This is a genomic window from Sulfurospirillum oryzae, assembly GCF_025770725.1.
GTDB classification, from domain to species: domain Bacteria; phylum Campylobacterota; class Campylobacteria; order Campylobacterales; family Sulfurospirillaceae; genus Sulfurospirillum; species Sulfurospirillum oryzae.
The window spans coordinates 614,697-637,865 of the sequence record NZ_JANZKZ010000002.1; the positions used below are offsets into that span (position 1 = coordinate 614,697).

The following is a 23,169-nucleotide window of genomic DNA, read 5'->3' on the forward strand; positions in this document are numbered from 1 at the left end:
TAAAAAGCCTCCTTGCATTTAAGCTTTAAACGTTGAAAGCGTAGAATCTAGGTTTTGAGAAGACTCAAGCATCGTTTGTGAAATACGTGAAAGCTCTTCGGCAATTTTTTCATTGTTATCAGATAAACTTAGTGTTCGTTTCATCTGTTCCATCATCTGATTGGTGAGGTGGGAAATCTCAACAACCTTTTTCGATGCTTTCTTAGACACATCAATTGACTCTTGAGTACGATCTTTGGTCTCTTCAGTAGCATTTTGAACATCAAATGCATTTTGAGAAATATGACTGATATTTTCAGCATTGACTTCCATATTTGCGCTTAGTTGCGTCACACCTTGAACAATGACACTAATCGTTGCATCAATCTCAGCAAGTGATTTTTGTGTACGCTCTGCTAGCTTTCTTACCTCGTCAGCCACAACCGCAAACCCACGACCATGTTCACCTGCACGAGCCGCTTCAATCGCTGCATTAAGAGCTAGAAGATTGGTTTGATCAGCAATATCTTTAATCATTGCCAACACACCTTTGATCTGGTCAGTTTGTGAAACAACATTTTGAATTTGATGCGCCATATCTTGCTCTTGTTCACTCGCATCATTGATCTTCTGAACCACATCATTAAGGGCTATACTCATTTTTTCCAACACGCTAAATGATGCGCTATTGTCTTCTACTGTGTGAATGGCAAGCTCTTCGGAGAGATCCAAATCAGCTTCAATATCTTTCATAAGATCAAAGGACATCTTGATTTGATGGGCTTGATCTACAACACCTTTGGAAAACTCAACGGCATTCGCATTAAGTGTTTCGCCCGTATGCTCAACACCTTGTGAAATTTTTTGTGAACTTAAAATAATCGACTGAATTTTTTCAATAAATATATTGATATATTTTGCAATATCACCCATTTCATCTTGGCTTTTAATATGCACACGCGCTGTCAAATCTCCATTACCACTCGAAAGATCTTTAATTCTCTCAAGTAGAATTTCCAATGGATTACCCACAACCCGTTTAAGTACTAACATAATAAGTACAGAGGTGACCATTAATGAGACCGCAAAAATAGTGATAAGCTTCCAGCTTACAGCCCCAATATACGAATCTATGTCAGCAAACGAAAACGTCATATCCATAACACCTAAAACATCGCCTTTTTGAGAAGTCGCATGACATGCTAAACAGTCCTGCTCTGCTACTAAAGGTTTCAAAAGTCTTAAACGGTGACCTTTATCATCATCAAGGGTAACACTATGTTGTACTGGATTTTTAAAAATATCCATAACGGCTACATCTGTTGATGGTTTGGCGCTAATACCAAACGTATCAATAACCACTTGAGATTGATGAATTTTAAGCTCTTTAATCCCTTTCATCTCACCTGCATCTTGCAATGACTTTTCAATCAAAGCACGATCGCCCAAATTCATTGCGGCGCGCACGGTTTGAAAAACAGATTGACTCAACAAATTGAGATTATTCTCACTCTGAATTTGAGAAGACTTTTTAAACTCACCTACAATAAAAAACTGTAAGATAATAAAACTACCGAGTAACAGAGGGATAAGCGTTAACCCTATTTTTAAACCTATGCCTTGTCGCATGTATACGCCTTTCTGACATTCATGATCTCAACTAAGTTCATGTCATCTAACATCGCATAAAGCTCTTCGCTTCCTACGTTTACATGTAATGTCATTTTATCCATTTTAATTGATTTAATTAAAAAACCAATGACGGAAGAAGTAATGATAAAAGAGTCTTTAATCATGAGATTGATGATAGCATCGGTGTGTTGCTCGTGAGTCTTTCGGATAGCCTCTTTAATCGCCTGTGCATTTGCAATCGTCTTAATCGTGCCTGCAATAAGAATATCTACATGCTCACGATGCACTTTAATTACTAAATCCATTACGCCTCCACAAAAACAAAAAATCAACTTTCATTATAGTATATATTTGTTTATTTTAGAAATTAATATATTATAAAAATGACACTAATTAGCCACACAGTTCCTTTTTGACACGTTCACTTGCCATAGTGATATTCCAAGCAGGTTCCCAAACAATTTCTATTTCACATGTTTCTATACCATCAATTTTTAAAACAGCATCCTTAGTCCATTGTTGAATGAGTTCATGCAATGGGCATCCTTTTGTTGAAAGTGTCATCGTAACATAGACATTATTCGCTTCAATTTTAACGCCATAAATAAGTCCTAATGAAACGATATCAAACCCTACTTCTGGGTCAATCACGGTTGAAATAGCATTATAAACATCTTCTTCTGTAACGATCATTGATTACTCCTTAATATTATAATTAAACGCATGTGCAGCATTAAATGCTACTAAGATTAATGAAGTTAGGAGCAACACACTTCCTAACAAAAAAAGTTTTTCTAACTGCATTAAAACACCGCCACTAAGCATTATGACTGAGACAAAAAGCATCCATGTTTGGGTATTGGCTACTTTCGTATGAATCATCTGATGTAAGAGTGGCACCTTCTGTTTTCCAACCAAGGGTGAAAATTTCTCATACCAAATTAAAAAAGGTAAAATTTTATAAATATGACCAATAATAAATGACAACAAAAAGCCAAAAAAGAAAAGTACTCCTGCAAGTATTCCTATTGCACTGTTACCAAAAGTAAAGTAAGAAGCGTAACAAAGAACAGAACCAACTAAACAAAGAAGAGCAAAAACAACATTTTTAACCCAATAATCATTTTGCTTGCGTACTCTTTGTTTAAAAATAATTGCCATTTGCACAATAAAACACAAAATTCCTGATGCGATTAGCCCAAAAGCAATAGCTTGTATAAAAAAAGGAAATGGAGCAATTAGAGCAATCATACCCAACGCTACTCCAATGCTATGTAAGTACAATGCTGCATGAATCCACTTCTCTTCAAATCCATGAGAGAGTGAAAACATAGGAATCAGCACCATTGAAACACCCATCACGATCATCATTACAAAACCACCAAGTGTACCTATAATGTGCGCTTTAACCCATGCATCAATATCAATCACTAAAAGACCATGTCCTAAACTAAGACCTATAAGTAGCCCTAAGCTCACGGAAATAAACAAAAAAATCGTACCGATAAGTAAAAATTTGCTTACAAGTGTAATAGTTTCTAAACGATAAAATGTCAAAAAGACATTGAAACAAAAAATGAGCATCGAAAGATAAGTGATTACCGCACCATAAGGAATAAGCAAATGAAGCTCTGCAAAGGTAAATCCACTCACCATCAATGAAAAACCAACAATGTACATGTAAAACTGAATATAGGCAAAATCTTTAGAAAAAATAGGTGCTTCAAGAACAACCGGTAAAAGCTGGTACATTGCCCCAAAAATGATCATCATCACAAAACCAAGTAAATACAGATGCGAAAATGCGGCTAATGATGAGGAAATAATATAACCTGAAATATCAGAATTCATAAACAAAAGTGCGACACCGCTAAGGCTCAAAAAGAGTATCCCTGCAATAAAAAAATGCGCTACCAACACAAAAGGTGGTGCCATCTCTGTGGCAAGTGAGACTTTCATCTCATCAACCAGCGCAATGTTTTTGGCTTAAATCAACTTTATCACTCATTCCCTCTTTGTAGGAAAAGATAAGTTGGAGTTTTCCACCTTCAAGTTCGGTAACATCAATGTCGTAAAAAGATTGCACTTTAGCAAGCAACCCAATAGGTGAACGATGGTTAATCATCACCACTTTTTTATGAGCATTATCTAAAAGCTCAAGTGCGATCATCGCATTGACCATTGGCTCTGGCGGTGCGCACAAAGAGGTATCAAAGCTAATATATTCTATACCATCTCTTATGTAAGAGAAAAAAGGAACGGTTGCATTTTCTACATGTAAAAGTTTTGCTTCTTGTGGATAATTGTCTGGAGTCATCATCGTTTCATCCTTATGAATTTTAATGAAACTATAATGCAAAGAAAAGATTATTTCCTTAATCTACATCAAGAAAAAGAGAAATATTGTCTTAATTAAAAAAATTGAAGATGAGAGCCCTAAAAAAGGCTCTCATGGAAGATTTTAGTGTAAAAAGTGTCTAACACCTGTAAAGTAGAGTGCCATACCATGTTCATTGGCTGCGGCTACAACTTCGTCATCTCGAATACTTCCACCTGGTTCAATGATCGCTTTAACCCCAGCTGCTGCTGCAGCATCAATGCTATCGCGGAATGGGAAGAATGCTTCACTCGCAAGGGCGGCACCACTTACATCAATGCCCATATCTTCTGCTTTTCTAAGTGCTGCTTTAGCGGCATCAACACGACTGGTCATACCCATACCAATGGCCACCATAGCGCTATCTTTAACATAAACAACACAGTTTGATTTTGTTAAACTTGCCACTTTATAGGCAATTTCAAGATCACTTAGCTCTTGTTTAGAAGCTGTTCTACGAGTCAAACATTTTGCATTTTTGATCTCATCATCATTTACCATGTCGCTCTCTTGGAACACAAACCCACCATCAACGTGCTTAAAGTCATACGCGTCTTCGCTCAGAACAAGGTATTTGCTCTCTTGCGTAAAGATTTTGATACGTTTTTTAGCATCAAAAACATGTAACGCATCTTCATCCACATTGGCAGCGATGATGACTTCCACAAAAATCTCATTGATTTTCTCTGCAAGTGCTTTATTCAAAGTTCCATTGATCGCCACAACACCACCGTACGCTGAAACAGGGTCACATTTAAGTGCTTTGATATAACTGTTTAACAGATCGCCACCAATAGCAAAGCCACAAGGATTGGCATGTTTGATGATACACACCGCTGGAGCGTCACCAAAGGAAGCGGCAATTTTAACAGCCCCGTTAATGTCTGTCATATTGTTAAAACTAGCTTCGCCTTTGAGTGTTTTAAAGTTGTTCGTAAAGAAGTAGTCAAACTCGTACAATGCACCTTTTTGGTGTGGGTTTTCACCATAGCGAGTATCGAACGCTTTGGTTCCAACGATAAATTGTTTTTCACCAAAACCGCCGTTGAAGCGTTTGTTCATGTAATTGGCGATCATGCTGTCATAAGCACCGGTGTGCTCGAACGCCTTAATCATCAAGTCTCTTCTAAATTCTAAACTGTTTGATCCAGATTTGAGTGCCTCGATGACTCTATCATAATCTAAAACATCCGTAACGATCATAACATCTGCAAAGTTTTTTGCAGCACTTCTTACCATCGCAGGACCACCGATGTCAATATTTTCGATAATGTCATCAAAGTCATCTGTCTTTGCAATCGTCTCTTTAAACGGATAAAGATTGACACAGACCAAATCAATTCCCTCAATACCATGCTCTTTTGCCACTTCAACATGTGCAGGCAAGTCTCTACGATGCAAAATGCCTCCGTGAATCATAGGGTTGAGTGTTTTCACACGTCCGTCAAACATCTCAGGAAATTTAGTCACTTCACTGATTTCAAGTGCTTTCACACCCTCTTCTTTTAAAAGTTTATAGGTTCCACCCGTTGAAATAATTTCAAAGCCCAATGCCGCCAAATCCTTGGCAAACTCCACGATTCCCGTTTTATCACTGACACTAATTAACGCTCTCACGCACTTCCTTTTTGACATGTTAAAGATTTGTTTATTTATTTATTTTACAATACGTTGGTTTTAGTAACGATTAAATACAATACGCAAATTTTCCGGAGCAATAAATGACCCCATCACAAAACACGTCAAACCTCACATGGACACTTCTTTTTCTCTGTTGGTTGACGGCCATGATCGCAACACTTGGAAGCCTATTTTTCAGTGAAGTCATGCTTTTCCCGCCCTGTGTTATGTGTTGGTATCAACGCATTTGTATGTACCCTTTAGCTATTATTTTTCTCGTCGCACTTTTAAGTAACGATAAAAATGTTTTTAAATACGCTATGCCACTTGTTCTCTTAGGGCTTTTCTTTGCCATTTATCAAAATTTGCTCTACTATGGCATTTTGCCTGAAGCCGCAGCGCCATGCTCACAAGGTGTTTCTTGTACGAGTGATTATATTAACTGGTTTGGGTTTATCACCATTCAATTGCTCTCGCTTGTTTCTTTTGTCACAGTTTTCACCCTACTCATCTTTTTAAAACGAAAGGCTTCTTAACTCATGAAAAAACAGACACTTATTATTGCTTCACTCTTTACACTTGTTCTTCTCTTTGTCGGAGGAAGTTATCTTTATAAAAATGCTGACCATAGCGTTACTGGAGAAAAGACAACTGCGCTAATGCGCCCACACGCTTATGTTCTAGGAAATCCTAATGCTAAAACAACCATTGTAGAATTTTTTGATCCTGCTTGCGGTACATGTAAAAGTTTTTACCCCTTTGTCAAAAATATTCTCAAACAAAATCCTGACAAACTAAAGCTTGTTTTACGTTATGCACCCTTTCATACCGATTCATACTATGTTGTACAAATGATTGAAGCGGCACGATTACAAGGCAAATATCTTGAAGCCATTGAAGTCATTTACAAATACCAAGATAAATGGGCAAGCCACGGCACGCCCAATATTGGGCTCATTTGGGGATTTTTACCTGAGGTGGGAATTGACATCGATAAATTAAAAGACGATATGAAAAAACCTGAGATCGATGCGCTCATCAAACAAGACATCGCCGATACGAAAACACTTGGTGTCAATGCAACACCAGAGTTTTTTGTCAATGGAAAGCCACTCACAAAGTTTGGATACAAAGAGCTTCAAGCACTCATTGAATCCGAGCTTTAAGAGCGATTACCCCTGTTTTGGAGGCATGATTTCATTGTAACCATGAAGTCTAATGTCACGACGTCTTTGAGCGTCATGGCAACGCCTCTTTTCCACATCGCTCTCTGGTACAAAGGTTGGCACAGGTGTGGGCCTTCCTTTGTCATCAACGGCAACCATCGTAAAAAAACAGCTGTTCGTATGGGTTGCTATCCCTTTTTGAATATTTTCTGCAATAACTTTAATACCAACTTCCATCGATGTTTTGCCCGTATAATTAACACTCGCTAAAAACGTCACCAGCGTTCCAACAGGGATTGACTGTTTAAAGATGACTTGATCAACGGACATCGTCACAACATAACCACCACAATAGCGTGATGCACACGCATACGCTACTTGATCGAGAAGTTTTAAAAGATCTCCTCCATGAACATTGCCAGAAAAATTGGCTTTATCGGGTGTCATTAAAACAGACATACTTAATGTGTGTCGCTCAAAAGGCGTGGATAGCATCTAATTTTTTTCCTTTTTTATCATCTCATACGCTTCATTAATCTCTTGAAGCTTCGTCGTCGCGGCATCAATAATGCTTTGATCTTTTCCCTGCCCCATTAAAATGTCAGGATGATACTCTTTGACTAAAGCGCGATATTTCTTTTTTATACTCTCCATATCTTCGCTCGGATCTGCTCCTAAAACTGCATAGGCATTTTTTATTCCCATCTGCGCTTTTGAGGCTTTATTGGCATAAAATTGCTCAAATGAAGCGATAAGTCTTTCAAAATCAGCCCGTTTGATCTCTAACGCATTGGCAATATCTTCGGTGATCATAAATTCAGCTTGCGAGAATTCATTATCTATAAAAGCTAGATTGAGTAGATATTCCATCACTTTGAGACGTTTGGCATACTCATTTTGAGTCAATCTAAGGTATTTTTGAGAGATAATCAGTGTATTGTCAAAACTTTGCATCTCTTTTTGATAAATGTCTTTAAGCCCCTCGCGTACACTTTCACTGTTTTCAAACACACGTGAAATGTCCGTCAACGTTAAGCTTAAAAGTTCAGCTTCTAGTTCGCTCACACGACCATCTGCTTTAGCCACTTTTGCCATAAGCGCGACTAAAAGCCCCGCCTCATGCTCGCTCAAATCACCTCTTAACGTTTGCTTGACATCCATATTAATGTGCTGGTATGCCTCTGTTTGGTAGTTTTTTGTCAGTAAATAAAATACAACGAGAACGACTGCAATAATGACGTAGGTCATTTTTTCACCTTTACATGTAAAACTTGATTTATCAAAATATGTTACAATCATTACACTAAAAAAAAGGACAATTTTGATGTTTAATTTTGATGAGATCGTCGATAGAACCAAGACGCCTAGCGAAAAATGGGACAAGTACAAAGGGACGGATGTCATCCCCGCATGGGTTGCCGATATGGATTTTAAATCACCTCCATGTGTGATAGATGCCCTTCAAAAGAGAGTGCATGAGGGTGTTTTTGGGTATACCGCCATCGATGATGAAACTTACGATGCGATTATTGCATTTCTCAAACGCCACTATAACTGGGAGATTAAAAAAGAGTGGATTCTCTTTACACACGGTGTTGTCAGTAGTATGAATATTGCCTGCATGGCTGTGGAAACTGAAACTGTTATGACCACAACACCGATTTATCCACACTTCATCAAAGCCCCCAAACATGCAAACAAAGAAGTTCTAGCCATTGCGATGAAAGAAGAGAACAATCGCTGGGTGCTGGATTTTGAAGCGATGGAGAGAGCCATTAAGCCTACATGTAAGCTCTTTATGCTCTGCAACCCTTACAATCCCGCAGGAACTGTTTTTACATGTAAAGAGTTAGAACAACTGGGCGCTTTTTGTTTAAAACACGATCTTACCATCTGCTCCGATGAAATCCATGCCGATCTGCTTTTGAATTCAAAGACTAAACACATTCCTATCGCTTCACTAAACGAGGCGCTAGCGCAAAAAAGCATTACCTTAATGGCACCGAGTAAAACGTTTAACATTGCAGGACTTCAAGCCTCATTTGCCATTATTCCGAGTAGCACGCTTCGCAAAAACTTTCAAAAGACAATGGGAAGTATGGTCGGAGGCATCAATCTTTTGGGCATTACAGCACTTAAAGCGGCATACCTAGAAGGCGATGCGTGGCTTGGTGAACTTCGTACCTATTTGGCTGAAAATCTTAAAATGGTGCAAGACTTTGTCAGCAAAAATCCAAAGCTAAAGCTTTTAGATCAAGAGGCAACCTTTCTCGCGTGGATCGACGCAACAGCCTTACATGTAAAGAGTCCGTATGAGTTCTTTTTGAACTTTGGCGTTGGACTGAGCGATGGCGAACCTTTTGGCGACAAAAATTTTATACGCCTCAATTTTGGAACACAAAAAAGTGTTTTAGAAGAGATTTTAAAGCGTATGCAAAAGGCGATGGATAGCCTATGCTAAAACTCTTTTTCTCGCTTGTTTTTTCACTCTGCCTTTACGCAACGCCAGTTAGTCATATTGTCGTTTTAGGAGATCCTCATTTACCGGGTAAAAATATGCCTATGAAAGAGCAAGTCATTGAGCATATCAATCAATGGAATGATGTCAGCATGGTCGTAGCAGTAGGCGATCTTTGCTCAAGGGCTGGTACGCAAGAAGAGTACGCCTTTGTCAAAGCTTATTTTGCCAAACTCACCAAACCTCTTTATGCCATTACGGGCAACCATGACTTTATCTACACCGATGAACTAGACGGCAATGGCAAATTTCAACACGCATCAAAAGAGATTCAAGATGAAAAACTGAAGCGTTTTCAAGCCATATTTGGACTTTCAAAGCTTTATTATAGCGTTGAGAAAGCTCCCTATTTGCTTATTTTCCTCTCAGCAGATGACCCACAGTACTTAACCAAGCTTTCCGATGAGCAGTTTAGGTGGTTTGAACATGAGCTTCAAACGCACTCTAAAACACCAACCATCGTCTTTTTTCACGCCCCACTCGATCATACATTAGACAATTACAACCATTGGGCAAATACACCCAATTTTATCGCTCAACCCAAAGAGAAATTGCATCAGCTCATCTTAAACAATCCCCAGCTTTTTTTATGGGTCAGTGGGCATACACACACATCAGCCAAAGAGCCTAGTTATGCTTCTGCTATCAATCGCGTTGAACATGTCACCAACATCCACAATGCTGATATGAATAAAGAAAATATTTGGACAAACTCTTTGTTTTTATATGACAATAATGTTACGATTAAAACGTACGATCACACTGAAAAAAAATGGTTAAACGCGCTAGAACGTACCATTTTTATACCAAAATTTTAGGAAAAAATGGCTAATATACGGCACTTTTTGATGAGGATTTGAATGAAACACTATCTATTTGCACTTTGCGCCTGCTTGTTTTTACTCAGTGGTTGCGCCCAAAAAGAGTTTACTCAAAACGCCCCTGCAGTACCTGAACAAATTAAAGATGATACCCCGAAACGCCAAGAAATCATAAAAAATGCGCTCAAGCATCAAGGCAAAGTCGATGGTGGAGATTGTTCTGGATTTGTTACACTGGTCAACAAAGAAAGCACAGAGCCTTTTTTTACACCTGTAGAGCTCAATGGCTATTTTGAAGACACAAGACGCTCTTTAGCCATCTACAATCTTTTAGAAGACCAAAATCGTATCTACCAAGAAAAACCTCGTGTTGGCGATCTTATCTTTTTTGCCAATACCGTTAAAAAATACGCTAAATCTAAAAGCGATGTCAATATCACACATATTGGTATCATTACTAAAATTGATCCTGATGAAACGGTCTATTTTATTCACCATACCAAAGGAAAAAATTTGATTAGCCAAATGAATCTTAACTATCCAACCGTTGCGATGTATGACAATAAATTGGTCAACTCTTATATGGAAAAATGCACCAAAAATGAGGGACATCAGTGTTTAGCTCCTGCTTATTTTAGTGCTTATGGGAAAATAAAATGAAAAAATGGTTTGCTTACAGTATTGTGGCTCTTTTATTCACTGGATGTGCGCCAACAATAGTAGAAACACCTGCGGCACCTATGGCAGAAAACACTCAAACTGAGCAGAAAATGTACCTTGGAGAAAAACCTTCCAACGACTTTTTTCTAAGACAAGAGCATGAAAGCTTTGACTTGCGCCCCATGCCTGAACTCTCCAGACGTGAGGCTATTGTACACAACGCATTGATGTATTTAGGGAAACGCGATGGAGGCGACTGTTCAGGCTTTGTAAGTCTTATCAATTACAAAACAGGAGCACCCTTTTACCAAGAAAAAGAGTTAAGTCAAAGTTTTGACAATGCAAGAAAATCGCGTGCAATGTTCAATCTCATGTCTAAAAAAGGTAATGCTTTTGAGACAACATTGCCCAATATTGGCGATCTTGTCTTTTTTGAAAATACCGAGCGAAAACCTGCCGTAAAAACAAAGGGCAAAGGAAAAACGCCTGTTAAAAAACCTGCCGTTCAAGTGGCTGAAAACATTACACACGTAGGCATTGTCACTAAAGTTGAGCCAGATGGAACGGTTGAGTTTATTCACCACTCCAATGGCAAAAATATCTTGGATTATATGAATTTTAATTATCCAATGCTCACCAACAAAGATGGCAAAGTCATTAATACCTATATGAAGCGTTGCCCATCCCAAAAAGGTGCAGCACAACCGCAATGTATGAATATCGCCTTTTTTGTGGCGTACGGAACATTTTAGGTTTTACATATAAGACAAGTAGAAACTAAAGATAGTTAGAAAGTTAAAATAATTTAAAAGAAATAAGAGGTGCTTTCGCACCTCTTAGAGTTTTAGATGTCTTGCTCAATAACTTCTTGGAAGCGGTTAAAATAACGCTCTTTGATTGCTTCAACTGATTTTGAAATATCGTTACATATAAAGTTACTTCCACCTACGGTTCCAATTTTAACAGCCGTAATTCCAATAGCTTTCACCATTGATTCAAAGCCCGCTTCGTCGTTTACTTCAACGATAGCGCGAGAGAAGCTCTCAGCGAAAATATCTTTTGCATCGTTACATGTAACCTTACATGTAAGACCTTTTCCACTTTTAGCGACCATTTTAGCCAGAGCAATAGCGATACCACCCACATTGACATCTTTGGCTGCGTTTAAATAGCCTTTTTTATTGGCTTCGATGACCAATTCCCATAGTTTTAGCTCTTTGTCATAATCAAGCTCTGCAAGTGTTCCCTCAACTTTGCCATAAAGCTCTTTCATATACAAGCTACCACCAAAGTCACTTTTGGTTTCACCGATAAGATAAATCGAAGCGCCCTCTTTTTGGAAGCTTGATGGAAGCGTTTTGTTCGCATCATCATTCAAACCCACCATAACGATTGCAGGGGTTGGGAAAACACCAATACCATTGGTTTCATTGTAAAGCGATACGTTACCGCTGACGACAGGTGTATTTAGTTTTGCACATGCCTCTTTGATGCCATAACAGCCCTCAGCAAATTGCCACATGACTTCAGGGTTTTCAGGATTGCCGTAATTTAGACAGTCTGTAATCGCCAAAGGTCGTGCGCCACTCATCGCAACGTTTCTACCACTCTCAGCCACTGCAGCTGCAGCACCCATTTTTGGGTCAATGTAGTTATAACGTGGGTTACAGTCACTGCTCATAGAGAGTGCTTTGCCATTTTCTTTGATGCGAATCACACTTGCATCAAGGCTTCCTGGTGCTTTGATTGTATTGGTTTGTACGGTTGAGTCGTATTGGTCAAAAATCCATGATTTATCGCTGACTTCGACGGAATTTAAAAGGGTGTCAAATGCTTTTTGGTTCTCTACTTTTGCAAAATCATTGATCGTTGTGTTTTTTATAGAAGCCAAATAAGCTGGCTCTTTAGTTGGTCTATCATAAATAGGCGCTTGTTCGCTCACAGGTTGTACTGGCATATCCGCCACTCTCTCACCATGCCAGAAGAGTTCCATATTACCTGTTGCGGTTACTTCACCGATGATTTCAGCATTGAGATCCCATTTTCTAAAGATTTCGACGACTTTATCTTCATACCCTTTTTTCGCACAGATGAGCATACGCTCTTGCGATTCTGAGAGCATAAATTCAAATGGTTGCATTCCCTCTTCACGTGCAGGGACTTTATCTAAGTGCATGATCATACCACTACCACTACGTCCTGCCATCTCAAATGAGCTAGAAGTCAAGCCAGCAGCTCCCATATCTTGGATACCCACGATGTAGTCTGTTTTAAAGAGTTCTAAACATGCTTCCAAAAGAAGTTTTTCTGCAAATGGGTCACCTACTTGTACGGTTGGGCGTAGGCTTTTGTTGGCTTCGGTGAAGCTATCACTTGCCATAACCGCACCACCAAGTCCATCACGACCCGTTTTTGAGCCAACGTAGACAACAGGATTACCGATACCTTCTGCACGTCCATAGAAAATTTCATCACTTTTTGCAAGACCGAGTGTAAATGCGTTAACCAAGATATTGCCATTATAGCTCTCATCAAAGAAGGTCTCACCACCGATGGTAGGAACCCCCATACAGTTACCGTATCCTCCGATACCCGCAACAACACCACGTACCAAATAGCGTTGGTGATGGGATGTGTCATCATTATTTGTGACATTACCAAAACGAAGAGAGTTCATGTTGGCTACAGGACGAGCGCCCATCGTAAAGACGTCTCTTAAAATGCCGCCAACACCCGTTGCCGCACCTTGATAAGGCTCGATAAAACTTGGGTGATTGTGTGATTCCATTTTAAAGACCGCTGCCATGCCATCGCCTACATCGATAACACCTGCATTTTCACCTGGTCCTTGAATAACCCAAGGAGCCTTCGTTGGAAAACCATTCAGATATTTTTTACTGGATTTGTAAGAGCAGTGCTCACTCCACATGGATGAGAAGATACCGATCTCTAGCATATTAGGCTCTCGTCCTAAAATGTTCAAAATATTTTCATATTCGTCTTTGGTTAACTTATGTTTTTTTAACACTGCGTCTAAATTTTCCATGGATTGTTGCCCTATGTGATGTAATTAAAATAGGCTTATTTTACACAAAGGGAGCTAAAAGTTAGTTTTGACGAAAAGTTACCTCCAAAGCTTCTGCACTCATAGGCTTTGCAAAAAGATAACCTTGCATGCTGTCACAACCATTTTCAATAAGGAATGCTTTTTGTTCTTCCGTTTCAACACCTTCGGCCAATACTTCAAGTTCGAGTGTTTTTCCTAGCGCAATGATTGCTTTTGAAATGGCTTGATCATCCTTATCGTATGGCAAATCTTTAATGAAGGAGCGATCAATTTTAAGTTTATGCAGTGGCAACTGTTTAAGATAGCTCAAAGAAGAATATCCTGTTCCAAAATCATCAATGGATATTTTGTAGCCCAAATTTTTCAATTTTTTCAATGTTTTAGCAAATTGGTCAGGATTGTTCATAAAACAACTTTCTGTCACTTCAAATTCTATCGTTAAAGCGCTTACCCCTATATTTTCACGAATTGCTTCAATTTTTTCAACAAAGTCTTCCTCTTCGATCTGGATACTAGAGATATTGATTGCAACAATACCTTCAAAAAAGTTTTGTTTATGCCACACTTTAATTTGCTCTAATGCTTTTCTAAAAATCAACAATCCAAGAGGAATAATCAGCCTCGTCTCTTCTGCTCTCGCAATAAAATTATTGGGCATCATAAACCCATTCGTAGGATGTTGCCACCTCACTAGTGCTTCGAGTCCAATTAATTTGCTTGTTTGAAGATTGATTTGAGGTTGAAAATGAATGACAAACTCATCGTTTTCAATCGCATCTTTCAGATCATTATCTAACTTAGAAATATTTAAAAGACGTTCTGTCATAGAGAATGTATAAAAAGCATAACACTTTTTACTGCTAATTTTTTTAGCTTCGTACATCGCAGTATCAGCATTTTTAAAAAGAGATTCAAAACTCTTGCCATCTTGGGGGCAACACGCTACACCCATGCTCACACTCAATTTAAAATGTTCTTTTGCGACGGCAATAGGTATATCCAAACTTTCTACGAGTTTTTCACACAATGCTTCTACATGTAAATGTCCATTGGTAAGAATAACAAACTCATCTCCGCCTACGCGTGCGAGAAAATCAGTTTCTCTCAAACGTGACTTAAAGCGCTCTGCCACTGCTTGAATGACTTTATCGCCCAATGTATGTCCATACATATCATTGATGGTTTTAAAACGATCCAAATCCAAAAATATGAAGGCTAATGCTTGCTCTTCTAACAAACGCTTTTCAAGCTCTTGCTTTAAATAAGCACGATTTGGAAGTTTGGTTAAAGGATCATTCAGTGCTAAAAAAAGCATCTCTTTTTGTGAATTTTTACGATCACTAATATCACGATGTGTTCCAGCAAGCCTTAAAGCAGCACCCATATCATCGCGTTCTACAACGGCACCTGAACCTTCTATCCAAACCCAGTGACCATCGCGATGACGCATCCGAAATTCTATAACATAAGGTTTATTATTGCTAATGGTATTTTCAATCGCTTTTTTTGCAATAAGTTGATCATCAGGATGAATACGCTCTGACCAATCCGTATCTTTTTCATCAATATCACTACGTTTCAAACCTAAAAAAGAGAGCCAAGTGTCGTTGACAATGTGGGTATGATGTACATAATCCCAATCCCAATAACCCAAATTGGCACCTTGTATCACGTGTTCTAACCGCTGTTTATGTTCAGTAATCTTCTTCTGCATTGCTTCTATCTGAAGAATTTTTGCTTTTATAAGCCCAAAAAGAAGTAATGACGTTATAAGGATAAAAAAGAAACCTTTATAGGTTGAAAGCGTTGTGAACAAAGGAATATTATCGGCAAAATACCCTACTGCACGATCTGAAAAATAGATCCACAAAGCAGCAAAAATAGCGTAGATTAGAACAATACGTAAAGGATTCATACTAGCACGCATTGGATCACCTCTTCATTACACTTTTCTATTGAGTTTATTATACTGTATAGTTCAAGACATTTATAGTAATTTGATAAAAATTCAGCTAAAATCCAAAGTTCAATTTAACTCTGAGGCGGGATATTTCATGTTTGGTATGGGTATAGGAGAAATCCTTGTTATTGTGATTGTTGCTATTATATTTTTAGGTCCAGAGAAGCTTCCTGAGGCAATGGTCAAAGGTGCAAAATTTTTTAAAACACTTAAAACCAGCATCAATGACGTCAAAAGTACCTTTGAACAAGAGATGAAAATCCAAGAGCTTAAAGAAGAAGCACTTACTTATAGAAAAAAACTTGATGAAGCAACGACAAGTGCGCGTAAAGTCATCACGTTTGATGAACTTGAAGAGATCAAAAAAACAACACAGGGTGTCAATGACTCTTTAAAAGAGCTTGAAAATAGCGTTAAAGAAAGTGCAGCGCTTGAAACGTCTGCACCTACAACCACACAGCAACCAACATTGATTACCGAAACCGAAACACCTAAAGAGATAAAAAAAGAGGTAAATGCCTAATGTTTGATGAGTTAAAGCCCCATTTAGCAGAACTTCGTAAAAGACTTTCAATTTCACTCGTTGTTATTTTAGTAATGTTTCTTGTCTGTTTTTCATTCTGGCAACCTATTCTTGCTTGGATGATTGCTCCACTCAAAGCAGTTTTGCCTGAAGGAAGTAATGTTATCTTTACAGGCGTGCAAGAGCCCTTTTTCACCGCTATGAAGGTTGCTTTTTTTGCTGGATTTATCCTCTCACTGCCTGTTCTTTTTTGGCAATTTTGGCTTTTTGTAGCACCTGGACTTTATGAGAATGAAAAAAGATTAGTTGTGCCCTTTGTAGCAGCTGCAACATTGATGTTTACAATGGGAGCTGCATTTTGTTATTACATTGTCGTTCCACTCGCTTTTGGCTTTTTGATTGCTTTTGGTAGTGCCCTTTTTACAGCTCTCCCGAGCATCGGCGAGTATGTCGGCTTCTTTACAAAGTTTTTAGTGGGATTTGGACTCTCTTTTGAAATGCCTGTTGTTATCTTTTTCTTTGCAAAACTTGGGCTTGTCGATGACAAAGGGCTCAAAGAGTTCTTTCGCTATGCCATTGTTATTATTTTTATTATGGCGGGAATTTTAACACCACCTGATATTCTTTCACAGTTTTTAATGGCAGCCCCTCTTCTAATCCTTTATGGTATTTCTATCCTGGTAGCAAAAGCGGTTAATCCGTATATCCCGCCTGAAGTTGATGAAACAGCAGAAGAAGAGACTGAAGAGAAGAGTGAGGAATAGACAATAGACCCGCTTTTAAAATCGACTTACGACTACACACTCCCACCTGAGCTTATCGCCACACATCCTGTTGAACCTAGGGATGAGGCGAGGCTTTTGGTGTTTGATCGCAAGAGTGGCGTTATAACCCACACCCTTTTCAAACATCTTTTTGACTTTTTACCCGCTGATGTCGCTGTGCTTCTTAACGATACAAAAGTTGTTAAAGCACGCATTTTTGGTAAAAAAGAGAGCGGCGGCGAAGTCGAGGTGCTTCTTAACGCACCCTTACAGGAAAACCTCTACTCTGTTTACATCAGAGGGCGTGTCAAAGTGGGGACAAAGCTCTTTTTTGATGAGAAGATGGAAGCAGAGATTAGAGAGCTCAAAGAGGATGGCACACGTATTGTTGCGTTTAGCCAAGAGGGAAAACCACTTCACACAAAAGCCCTTTTTGATGTTTTAGAGAAAATTGGACATATTCCTCTTCCTCCTTATATCAAACGCGAAGATACAGATGATGATAGTGTAGACTATCAAACAGTCTTCGCCAAAGAACAAGGTGCGGTTGCAGCACCAACGGCTTCATTGCACTTTACAGACACTATGTTTGAAGTGTTAAAAAAGCGTTATGAAACCCACTTTTTAACCTTACATGTAGGGGCTGGAACCTTTAAGCCTGTGGAAGCCGAACACATCAAAGATCACATCATGCACTCTGAGATTTACACCATCCCTTCTCTTACATGTAAACTCATCGAAAGCCCAAAGAACATCCTAGCTGTCGGAACAACCGTGACACGGACCGTTGAATATTTTGCACGAACAAAAGTACCGGTTGGGAAATGTGACCTCTTTTTACATCCACAAAATTGCCCTATTCGAGTCAACCATCTCTTGACCAATTTTCATCTTCCAAAATCAACGTTGATTATGTTAGTAGCTTCTTTTGTGGGGATTGAAAAAACGCTAGAACTCTACGAAGAAGCCGTAAAAGAGAAATATCGTTTCTTCTCTTACGGCGATGCGATGTTAATTATCTAATTAGAGTTCTTACAGAACTCTATTAAGCTTTCATATCCAATAAAGACCCTAGCATCTCATTTTGAGTTTTAATGGTAGTGGCATTAGCTTCAAAACTTTTATCAAGTGTAATTTGATCGGTAAATTCTGTCGCTAAATCAGTACCATTAGCTGATTTACTACTTTGTGCGACAACAGAATTATTTTGATTTGTAATGGTTGTTTGTGTAGCGCTATATTTATCAGTATTAACATTCGCAACATTATTGGCGCTGTTATTCATCCAGTTAGACATAGCCATCATGGCAGTTGAATTGATTTGCATGATTGCTCCTTTCTCATTATTTGTGAACTATACTCTAGTTCCCTTGAAATAAATATAAAGAGTTTGAAGTATCTATTTTACAAGTGTTTTAAGCGCTTCATTCATAGTAAGAATCATCTGAGGATTTGTATCTTTATGAAAAGCGAAGTAAAGATCGCTCTCTTTGAGTACATAAACAACTTCATATTCAGACACATCACTTCCCATCTCTTTTAAGAGTGAAAATGCGGCCTCAACACTAAAAGCAATGGCATCCACACGGTTTTCTCTAAGTTTTTTAAGCTGTGATGTACGATTTGCAAAACGCTCCAAATTCTCTACATTTAAGCCAAAATCTAAAAGTGCTTTCTCGGAAGCTGTATCAGGGATCGTTGCAATCTTGTAATGACGCAACGATTCTGGTGTTGTTACCTTGATGTGGGAACTTTTCTTCGCAACAATACCTAATGTCATTTTTCCAACAGGTCCAACCCACTGAAAAAAGGCCTCACGCTCAGGCGTGCGGACAGTGCTATAAAGCATTGTATTGTTTTCATGTAAAACTTCATGGTAACCTCTTGCCCAAGGCAAAAGTTGAATCGTATTTTCAAAAAGTTGATGACCACATTTGGCAAAGAGTTCTTCAACAAGATGCGTGGAAAGCCCTCTTACTTTACCATTTTCTAAAAAATTATAGGGAGGACTTTGCTCTGTATAAACTTTAAAAACTTCTGCATAAAGCGTTAAAGAGAAAAAAGCTAAAAGCAAAAAAAGCTTCATAATTCACCTTGTGAGCGTTGAAGGGACTTCCAAGTGTAAATAAACATATCAAAATTGTCGAGTAAAATCTCAGTAATTGTTGGATCAAACTGTGATCCTGACATCATTTCAAAATAGTCTCTTACCGCTTTTTCTTCCCAAGGGTCTTTGTAAACACGTTTGTCAAGTAAAGAGTCAAAAACATCGGCTACAGCACAAATTCTTCCTACCAATGCAATATTCTCGCCCTTTTTACCATAAGGATACCCTTCGCCATCCCAACGCTCATGGTGCTCAAGTGCAATGATTGCCGCCAAACGCATCAACTCAAACTCTGAGTCAATCAACATGTTATAGCCTAAAAGAGAATGGCTTTTCATCACTTCCCATTCAGCAGTATCAAGCTTTGAAGGTTTATTGAGTATCTCATCGTTAATGCCAACTTTGCCAATATCATGGAGAATGGCAGCCATTTTGACCTTTTCACATTCCGCTTCGTCTTGACCTAAAAATTTACAAAAAAGATAGCAAAACTCTGCAACACGTCTGAGATGCTGACCTGTTTCTTTGGATTTCAACTCTGCAATAGAAGCCGATAGATAGGTCATTTCATGGTTTAATTTGCGAATCTCAACAGTCTGATCTTCTACTTGTTGTTGCAAATTTGATTGGAGTTTATACAAACTCACGTGGGTTTTAACGCGAGCTTTTAAAACAGTCGCATGAAAGGGCTTTGAAATGAAATCAACGGCACCTACATTAAATCCTATTTCTTCAAAGTCACTTCCGTCATTGGCGGTGAGAAAAATAACGGGAATATGATGCGTTTTATCACTATGCTTCAGTCTACGGCACACTTCGTAGCCTGTCATAAGTGGCATATTAATATCAAGTAAAATGAGATCAGGTTGTATTGATTCTGCTAAAGTGATCCCTTTTTTGCCCTCTTTTGCAGCATAAACTTCATATTCTCCAAGAAGAGAAGTAAGCATCTCAATGTATTCAGGAGTATCATCTATCACCAGAATCTTAGCCATACTATTTGATCTCCTTACTCAACTGCTCCAAACTCTCCAATGCAGCATCAAAATCAAAAGTTTTACATGCCAAAAGAAGTGTTTTAAACAATTCATGCTCACGTAATGATTCATAAGTAGCAAGCTGTTCTAAAAGAGAGGTAACTTTAGAGACATTTGACATCTCCAACGCATCAGAAAGCTCTTTTAACAACGCTATTAACGTCTGTTTATCGTGTGCTAATTGTATATTTGCAGTATAAGTTTTTGGATCAAGCTGATCATACTCTGAGCGTAAAGTCGCTAAAAGAGCGCGATGTTCTTCTAACACAGGCTCAAGAGGTGCTTCTTTTATGGAATTATGTTCTTTTAAGAATTGCTCTAAATGATTGAAAGCTTGTTCTAAAATAAAAACACCAACTGTACCACTTAACCCTTTTAGAGTGTGTGCGTAGTCAATCAATGTTGTTAATTCTTGTTTTTCAACGAATGTTTTTAAGCGCTCAGGAAGCTGAAGATACGTATCGTAAAAATTATAAAAAAGTTTCTGCCATAACGCTTCATTACCACCCAATTTTTTGATCGCCTCTTTTTTACTAAAACGTTGCTTGGTGCGTTTTTTAGTGCTGGTTTGTTGTTTTGGTGCAATCGAAAGGCTTACATGTAAAACTTCTAAAAGTGTGCCATAAAAGTCTTCGACTTCAAAAGGCTTACCAATATGCGCATCCATTCCCGATTGAATACATTTTTCAATATCTTGAACCATCACATTGGCAGTCATCGCTACAATAGGAGTTAAGACATTAAGCTCTTTGCGGATGATACGTGTCGCCTCATACCCATCCATGAGTGGCATTTGAACATCCATCAAGATAAGATCATACGGATGTTCTTGCTCTTGAATTAATTCCACAGCTTCCAAACCATTGCGTGCGATTTCGACTTTTGCATGAGTTTCTTTCAGCAAATAAGTCGCTACTTCAAGATTAATGTCATTATCTTCTACAATTAAAATACGTTTAGAAGAGAGGTCGATCTTAGAAGGATCAAAAAGTGGTGTTTGCGAAGCTACGGTACATAAAGAGACGAGTTCGTCATAAAGCATTGAAGGATTAATAGGTTTTTTCAAAAAGGACTGAATCCCTGCACGATAAATGCGCTCTTTAATCTCCACATCATCATTGGTTGCTATCATAAGAACAGAAGGCAATTCAGACAAAGAGATGCTTTGTAATAACCGTTCATAATAATCAACTCCATTACTGCCCTTGGATAGCTCATAGTCAAGAATAATGAGATGATAAGGTGTGGCTATATTTTTAATCTTTGAAACCACGTCATCACTGCTTTTTTGAGCAGTCACAAAGAAGCCAAAAGATCGGATAAAATCACAGAGCATATCACTGACTTTTTTCTGATCAACTATGACTAAAATACGTAATGGCTCATACGTCCCTGAGTTGTTTTCATACTGAATATCTAGCCCTTTGGCTATTGGTAAATTGAGCGTAAAGCTAAAGAGACTTCCTCTCCCCTCTTCACTTTCTAAAGTAATGTGTCCATGCATCATCGACGCTAACTGAGTACAAATGTAAAGCCCCAAGCCTGTACCACCATGTTTTCGCGTTACAGAAGCATCAAGCTGACCAAATGCTTGAAAGAGTAAAGATTGTTTCTCTTTTGCAATGCCAAGACCACTGTCTTTGACATTAAATGTCAAAGTTGCGGTATTGTCCTCATTAACCTTTTCGACAACGCTTAAAATCACAGCGCCTTCTCTGGTAAACTTAATCGCATTGCTCAAAAAATTATTGATGATTTGCATAATTTTACACGGATCACCCTTGAAAAAACGGTTGGTTTCCACGAAATCACACTGAAAGTCAATGCCTTTTTCTTTGGCCAAAACAGAGAAAATAGAACAACTCTTTTTTAACTCTTTGTGTAAATCAAAAGCAATAGCTTCAACTTCCATCTTGCCTGCTTCGATTTTGGAAAAATCTAAAATATCATTGATAATACGTAGAAGAACAGAAGATGCCTCTTTAATTTTACTGACATAACTGGCTTGAGTGCTGTTCATTGCCGTTTTACTAATCAGATGCGACATACCCATAATGGCATTCATAGGTGTTCGAATTTCATGGCTCATATTGGCTAAAAATTCTGATTTGTAACGGCTTGCGTCTTCAAGTTCTTTGGTACGCTGTTTTACTTTTTCATCAAGGAGCATATTCTCTTGTTTCAAAGTATCGAACAAACCTTTGAGTTTAATTCTCGTTTTATCTAAAGCAAAACCCAGTGTGCCTATTTCATCGTTTTCGTCCCATTCAAAAGGAACATCAAGCTTTTGTTGGGCTAAGAGATTGGAGTGTCCTACTAAACGTCGAATTGGCTTAATAATTTTATAGTAGTAAATCCATGAGATAACAAAGACTAAAAAAAGAATTTGTAAAAAAAAGATTGAGCCAAAAAGCGTTATGTCAGAAACGACCGAAGACACAACATCTTGACGTTTAAAGCCCATTTCTAAAGAGCCTATAACAACATTATCTTTTTCTAATGTTCTTTGCAAAAAAAGCGTATCGTCATTATTTCCAACTTTTTCCTTGCTTTCCCATTCTAAGAAAAGTTTACCATCACTGTCTTTGACATAAACAAATTTCAGATTAGGATCAAGTAAAAGCTGCTCAAGCATCTTTTGTCCAAGTTCTGGATAAAAATTCCATAAAGACTCAACGAAAATTGCTGATGAGAGATTGAATTTTTTGGTATTGAGAGTTGTGAACTCTTCTTGTTTTGTTTTGTATGTACTATTGACATACGTAAGCATCAAAAGAGGCAGAGGTAACAAAAGCGAGATGATAATCATCACCGCTAATGCTTGTAATAAAGAGACGCGATACAACATTGCTCTAATCATGAATAAAGACTCTTTCTCTCAGACTTTTTACCCAAGTTCTCGATATCTTACAAAGAAACAAAATCTTAAGAACTTAAG

General features: G+C 38.3%; 23 protein-coding genes. 9 read left to right on the top strand and 14 right to left on the bottom strand.

The genetic code is table 11. The annotated features are described in order from the left end of the window. Positions 1-18: 18 nt before the first annotated feature. From N0B29_RS07565 to purH, 6 genes are all read right to left on the bottom strand, one after another. On the bottom strand, positions 19-1,608 hold the full coding sequence (locus N0B29_RS07565) for a methyl-accepting chemotaxis protein (RefSeq protein WP_263833094.1): 1,590 nt from the start codon (positions 1,606-1,608) through the stop codon (positions 19-21). Further along, on the bottom strand, positions 1,593-1,916 hold the full coding sequence (locus N0B29_RS07570) for a hypothetical protein (RefSeq protein WP_263833095.1): 324 nt from the start codon (positions 1,914-1,916) through the stop codon (positions 1,593-1,595). Before N0B29_RS07570 ends, N0B29_RS07565 begins: the two co-directional genes overlap by 16 nt. Positions 1,917-2,004: 88 nt before the next feature. Next, entirely contained in the window at positions 2,005-2,304 is a 300-nt protein-coding gene (locus N0B29_RS07575) for a metal-sulfur cluster assembly factor (RefSeq protein WP_263833096.1), read from the bottom strand. 3 nt (positions 2,305-2,307) lie between these two features. Then, positions 2,308-3,570 carry a hypothetical protein gene (locus tag N0B29_RS07580; RefSeq protein ID WP_263833097.1) on the bottom strand — a complete coding sequence of 421 codons (1,263 nt, stop codon included), beginning with the start codon at positions 3,568-3,570 and terminating at the stop codon, positions 2,308-2,310. Positions 3,571-3,574: 4 nt separating this feature from the next. Beyond that, the gene (locus tag N0B29_RS07585; protein ID WP_263833098.1) at positions 3,575-3,931 is read right to left on the bottom strand and encodes a hypothetical protein; all 357 of its coding nucleotides are present in this window, start codon (positions 3,929-3,931) and stop codon (positions 3,575-3,577) included. Positions 3,932-4,072: 141 nt separating this feature from the next. After that, the gene (purH, locus tag N0B29_RS07590; protein WP_263833099.1) at positions 4,073-5,605 is read right to left on the bottom strand and encodes a bifunctional phosphoribosylaminoimidazolecarboxamide formyltransferase/IMP cyclohydrolase; all 1,533 of its coding nucleotides are present in this window, start codon (positions 5,603-5,605) and stop codon (positions 4,073-4,075) included. Between the two features lie 104 nt (positions 5,606-5,709). On the opposite strand from purH, the gene N0B29_RS07595 reads away from it, so the two are divergent. Together N0B29_RS07595 and N0B29_RS07600 are read left to right on the top strand one after the other, a co-directional pair. After that, positions 5,710-6,144, top strand: coding sequence for a disulfide oxidoreductase (locus tag N0B29_RS07595; protein WP_263833100.1), 435 nt, complete (start codon positions 5,710-5,712; stop codon positions 6,142-6,144). Positions 6,145-6,147: 3 nt separating this feature from the next. After that, positions 6,148-6,774: a DsbA family protein gene (locus N0B29_RS07600; protein ID WP_263833101.1), complete on the top strand. Its 627-nt coding sequence runs from the start codon at positions 6,148-6,150 to the stop codon at positions 6,772-6,774. A 6-nt stretch (positions 6,775-6,780) separates the two neighbouring features. Here the strand turns inward: N0B29_RS07600 and N0B29_RS07605 are convergent, their stop codons facing one another. Both N0B29_RS07605 and N0B29_RS07610 read right to left on the bottom strand, forming a co-directional pair. Next, a complete protein-coding gene (locus N0B29_RS07605; RefSeq protein ID WP_263833102.1) occupies positions 6,781-7,269 on the bottom strand; it encodes an acyl-CoA thioesterase in 489 nt (162 codons plus the stop codon). Further along, entirely contained in the window at positions 7,270-8,022 is a 753-nt protein-coding gene (locus tag N0B29_RS07610) for a TerB family tellurite resistance protein (protein ID WP_263833103.1), read from the bottom strand. Positions 8,023-8,098: 76 nt separating this feature from the next. Here N0B29_RS07610 and N0B29_RS07615 point away from each other — a divergent pair, with 76 nt between their 5' ends. The 4 genes from N0B29_RS07615 to N0B29_RS07630 are packed head-to-tail and all read left to right on the top strand — an operon-like array spanning position 8,099 to position 11,525. Continuing rightward, entirely contained in the window at positions 8,099-9,235 is a 1,137-nt protein-coding gene (locus N0B29_RS07615; RefSeq protein ID WP_263833104.1) for a MalY/PatB family protein, read from the top strand. Continuing rightward, the gene (locus tag N0B29_RS07620) at positions 9,229-10,110 is read left to right on the top strand and encodes a metallophosphoesterase family protein (protein WP_263833105.1); all 882 of its coding nucleotides are present in this window, start codon (positions 9,229-9,231) and stop codon (positions 10,108-10,110) included. The genes N0B29_RS07615 and N0B29_RS07620 overlap by 7 nt, the downstream gene beginning before the upstream one ends. 42 nt (positions 10,111-10,152) lie before the next feature. Next, on the top strand, positions 10,153-10,773 hold the full coding sequence (locus N0B29_RS07625; protein ID WP_263833106.1) for a hypothetical protein: 621 nt from the start codon (positions 10,153-10,155) through the stop codon (positions 10,771-10,773). Beyond that, a complete protein-coding gene (locus tag N0B29_RS07630; protein WP_263833107.1) occupies positions 10,770-11,525 on the top strand; it encodes a hypothetical protein in 756 nt (251 codons plus the stop codon). Before N0B29_RS07625 ends, N0B29_RS07630 begins: the two co-directional genes overlap by 4 nt. A gap of 92 nt (positions 11,526-11,617) precedes the next feature. On the opposite strand, the gene purL is transcribed toward N0B29_RS07630, so the two are convergent. After that, positions 11,618-13,819 carry a phosphoribosylformylglycinamidine synthase subunit PurL gene (gene purL, locus N0B29_RS07635; RefSeq protein WP_263833108.1) on the bottom strand — a complete coding sequence of 734 codons (2,202 nt, stop codon included), beginning with the start codon at positions 13,817-13,819 and terminating at the stop codon, positions 11,618-11,620. A gap of 61 nt (positions 13,820-13,880) precedes the next feature. Continuing rightward, positions 13,881-15,767 (bottom strand): putative bifunctional diguanylate cyclase/phosphodiesterase, encoded by a 1,887-nt coding sequence (locus N0B29_RS07640; protein WP_263833109.1) that lies wholly within the window; start codon positions 15,765-15,767, stop codon positions 13,881-13,883. A 127-nt stretch (positions 15,768-15,894) separates the two neighbouring features. On the opposite strand from N0B29_RS07640, the gene tatB reads away from it, so the two are divergent. From tatB to queA, 3 genes are read left to right on the top strand one after another with little or no spacing between them, the layout of a single operon-like run. Beyond that, positions 15,895-16,323 (top strand): Sec-independent protein translocase protein TatB, encoded by a 429-nt coding sequence (gene tatB / locus N0B29_RS07645; RefSeq protein ID WP_263833110.1) that lies wholly within the window; start codon positions 15,895-15,897, stop codon positions 16,321-16,323. Then, a complete protein-coding gene (gene tatC / locus N0B29_RS07650) occupies positions 16,323-17,087 on the top strand; it encodes a twin-arginine translocase subunit TatC (protein WP_263833111.1) in 765 nt (254 codons plus the stop codon). The genes tatB and tatC overlap by 1 nt, the downstream gene beginning before the upstream one ends. 3 nt (positions 17,088-17,090) lie before the next feature. Further along, a complete protein-coding gene (queA, locus tag N0B29_RS07655; RefSeq protein WP_263833342.1) occupies positions 17,091-18,110 on the top strand; it encodes a tRNA preQ1(34) S-adenosylmethionine ribosyltransferase-isomerase QueA in 1,020 nt (339 codons plus the stop codon). Positions 18,111-18,132: 22 nt separating this feature from the next. Here the strand turns inward: queA and N0B29_RS07660 are convergent, their stop codons facing one another. From N0B29_RS07660 to N0B29_RS07675, 4 genes are all read right to left on the bottom strand, one after another. Beyond that, positions 18,133-18,414, bottom strand: a complete 282-nt coding sequence (locus tag N0B29_RS07660; protein ID WP_263833112.1) for a flagellar basal body rod C-terminal domain-containing protein — start codon at positions 18,412-18,414, stop codon at positions 18,133-18,135. A gap of 72 nt (positions 18,415-18,486) precedes the next feature. Further along, positions 18,487-19,173, bottom strand: a complete 687-nt coding sequence (locus tag N0B29_RS07665) for a substrate-binding periplasmic protein (protein ID WP_263833113.1) — start codon at positions 19,171-19,173, stop codon at positions 18,487-18,489. Further along, positions 19,170-20,189: an HD domain-containing phosphohydrolase gene (locus N0B29_RS07670; protein WP_263833114.1), complete on the bottom strand. Its 1,020-nt coding sequence runs from the start codon at positions 20,187-20,189 to the stop codon at positions 19,170-19,172. The genes N0B29_RS07665 and N0B29_RS07670 overlap by 4 nt, the downstream gene beginning before the upstream one ends. A 1-nt stretch (position 20,190) precedes the next feature. Continuing rightward, positions 20,191-23,091: a response regulator gene (locus N0B29_RS07675; protein WP_263833115.1), complete on the bottom strand. Its 2,901-nt coding sequence runs from the start codon at positions 23,089-23,091 to the stop codon at positions 20,191-20,193. Positions 23,092-23,169 lie beyond the last annotated feature (78 nt).

Coding starts and splice junctions, on each gene's coding strand:
- N0B29_RS07570 (WP_263833095.1), bottom strand. CDS start 1,916: ATGGATTTAGTAATTAAAGTGCATCGTGAGCATGTAGATATTCTTATT.
- N0B29_RS07600 (WP_263833101.1), top strand. CDS start 6,148: ATGAAAAAACAGACACTTATTATTGCTTCACTCTTTACACTTGTTCTT.
- N0B29_RS07565 (WP_263833094.1), bottom strand. CDS start 1,608: ATGCGACAAGGCATAGGTTTAAAAATAGGGTTAACGCTTATCCCTCTG.
- N0B29_RS07595 (WP_263833100.1), top strand. CDS start 5,710: ATGACCCCATCACAAAACACGTCAAACCTCACATGGACACTTCTTTTT.
- tatB (WP_263833110.1), top strand. CDS start 15,895: ATGTTTGGTATGGGTATAGGAGAAATCCTTGTTATTGTGATTGTTGCT.
- purL (WP_263833108.1), bottom strand. CDS start 13,819: ATGGAAAATTTAGACGCAGTGTTAAAAAAACATAAGTTAACCAAAGAC.
- N0B29_RS07575 (WP_263833096.1), bottom strand. CDS start 2,304: ATGATCGTTACAGAAGAAGATGTTTATAATGCTATTTCAACCGTGATT.
- N0B29_RS07580 (WP_263833097.1), bottom strand. CDS start 3,570: ATGAAAGTCTCACTTGCCACAGAGATGGCACCACCTTTTGTGTTGGTA.
- N0B29_RS07620 (WP_263833105.1), top strand. CDS start 9,229: ATGCTAAAACTCTTTTTCTCGCTTGTTTTTTCACTCTGCCTTTACGCA.
- N0B29_RS07675 (WP_263833115.1), bottom strand. CDS start 23,091: ATGATTAGAGCAATGTTGTATCGCGTCTCTTTATTACAAGCATTAGCG.
- N0B29_RS07605 (WP_263833102.1), bottom strand. CDS start 7,269: ATGCTATCCACGCCTTTTGAGCGACACACATTAAGTATGTCTGTTTTA.
- N0B29_RS07665 (WP_263833113.1), bottom strand. CDS start 19,173: ATGAAGCTTTTTTTGCTTTTAGCTTTTTTCTCTTTAACGCTTTATGCA.
- N0B29_RS07630 (WP_263833107.1), top strand. CDS start 10,770: ATGAAAAAATGGTTTGCTTACAGTATTGTGGCTCTTTTATTCACTGGA.
- N0B29_RS07585 (WP_263833098.1), bottom strand. CDS start 3,931: ATGATGACTCCAGACAATTATCCACAAGAAGCAAAACTTTTACATGTA.
- N0B29_RS07670 (WP_263833114.1), bottom strand. CDS start 20,189: ATGGCTAAGATTCTGGTGATAGATGATACTCCTGAATACATTGAGATG.
- N0B29_RS07610 (WP_263833103.1), bottom strand. CDS start 8,022: ATGACCTACGTCATTATTGCAGTCGTTCTCGTTGTATTTTATTTACTG.
- N0B29_RS07640 (WP_263833109.1), bottom strand. CDS start 15,767: ATGCGTGCTAGTATGAATCCTTTACGTATTGTTCTAATCTACGCTATT.
- tatC (WP_263833111.1), top strand. CDS start 16,323: ATGTTTGATGAGTTAAAGCCCCATTTAGCAGAACTTCGTAAAAGACTT.
- N0B29_RS07615 (WP_263833104.1), top strand. CDS start 8,099: ATGTTTAATTTTGATGAGATCGTCGATAGAACCAAGACGCCTAGCGAA.
- N0B29_RS07625 (WP_263833106.1), top strand. CDS start 10,153: ATGAAACACTATCTATTTGCACTTTGCGCCTGCTTGTTTTTACTCAGT.
- N0B29_RS07660 (WP_263833112.1), bottom strand. CDS start 18,414: ATGCAAATCAATTCAACTGCCATGATGGCTATGTCTAACTGGATGAAT.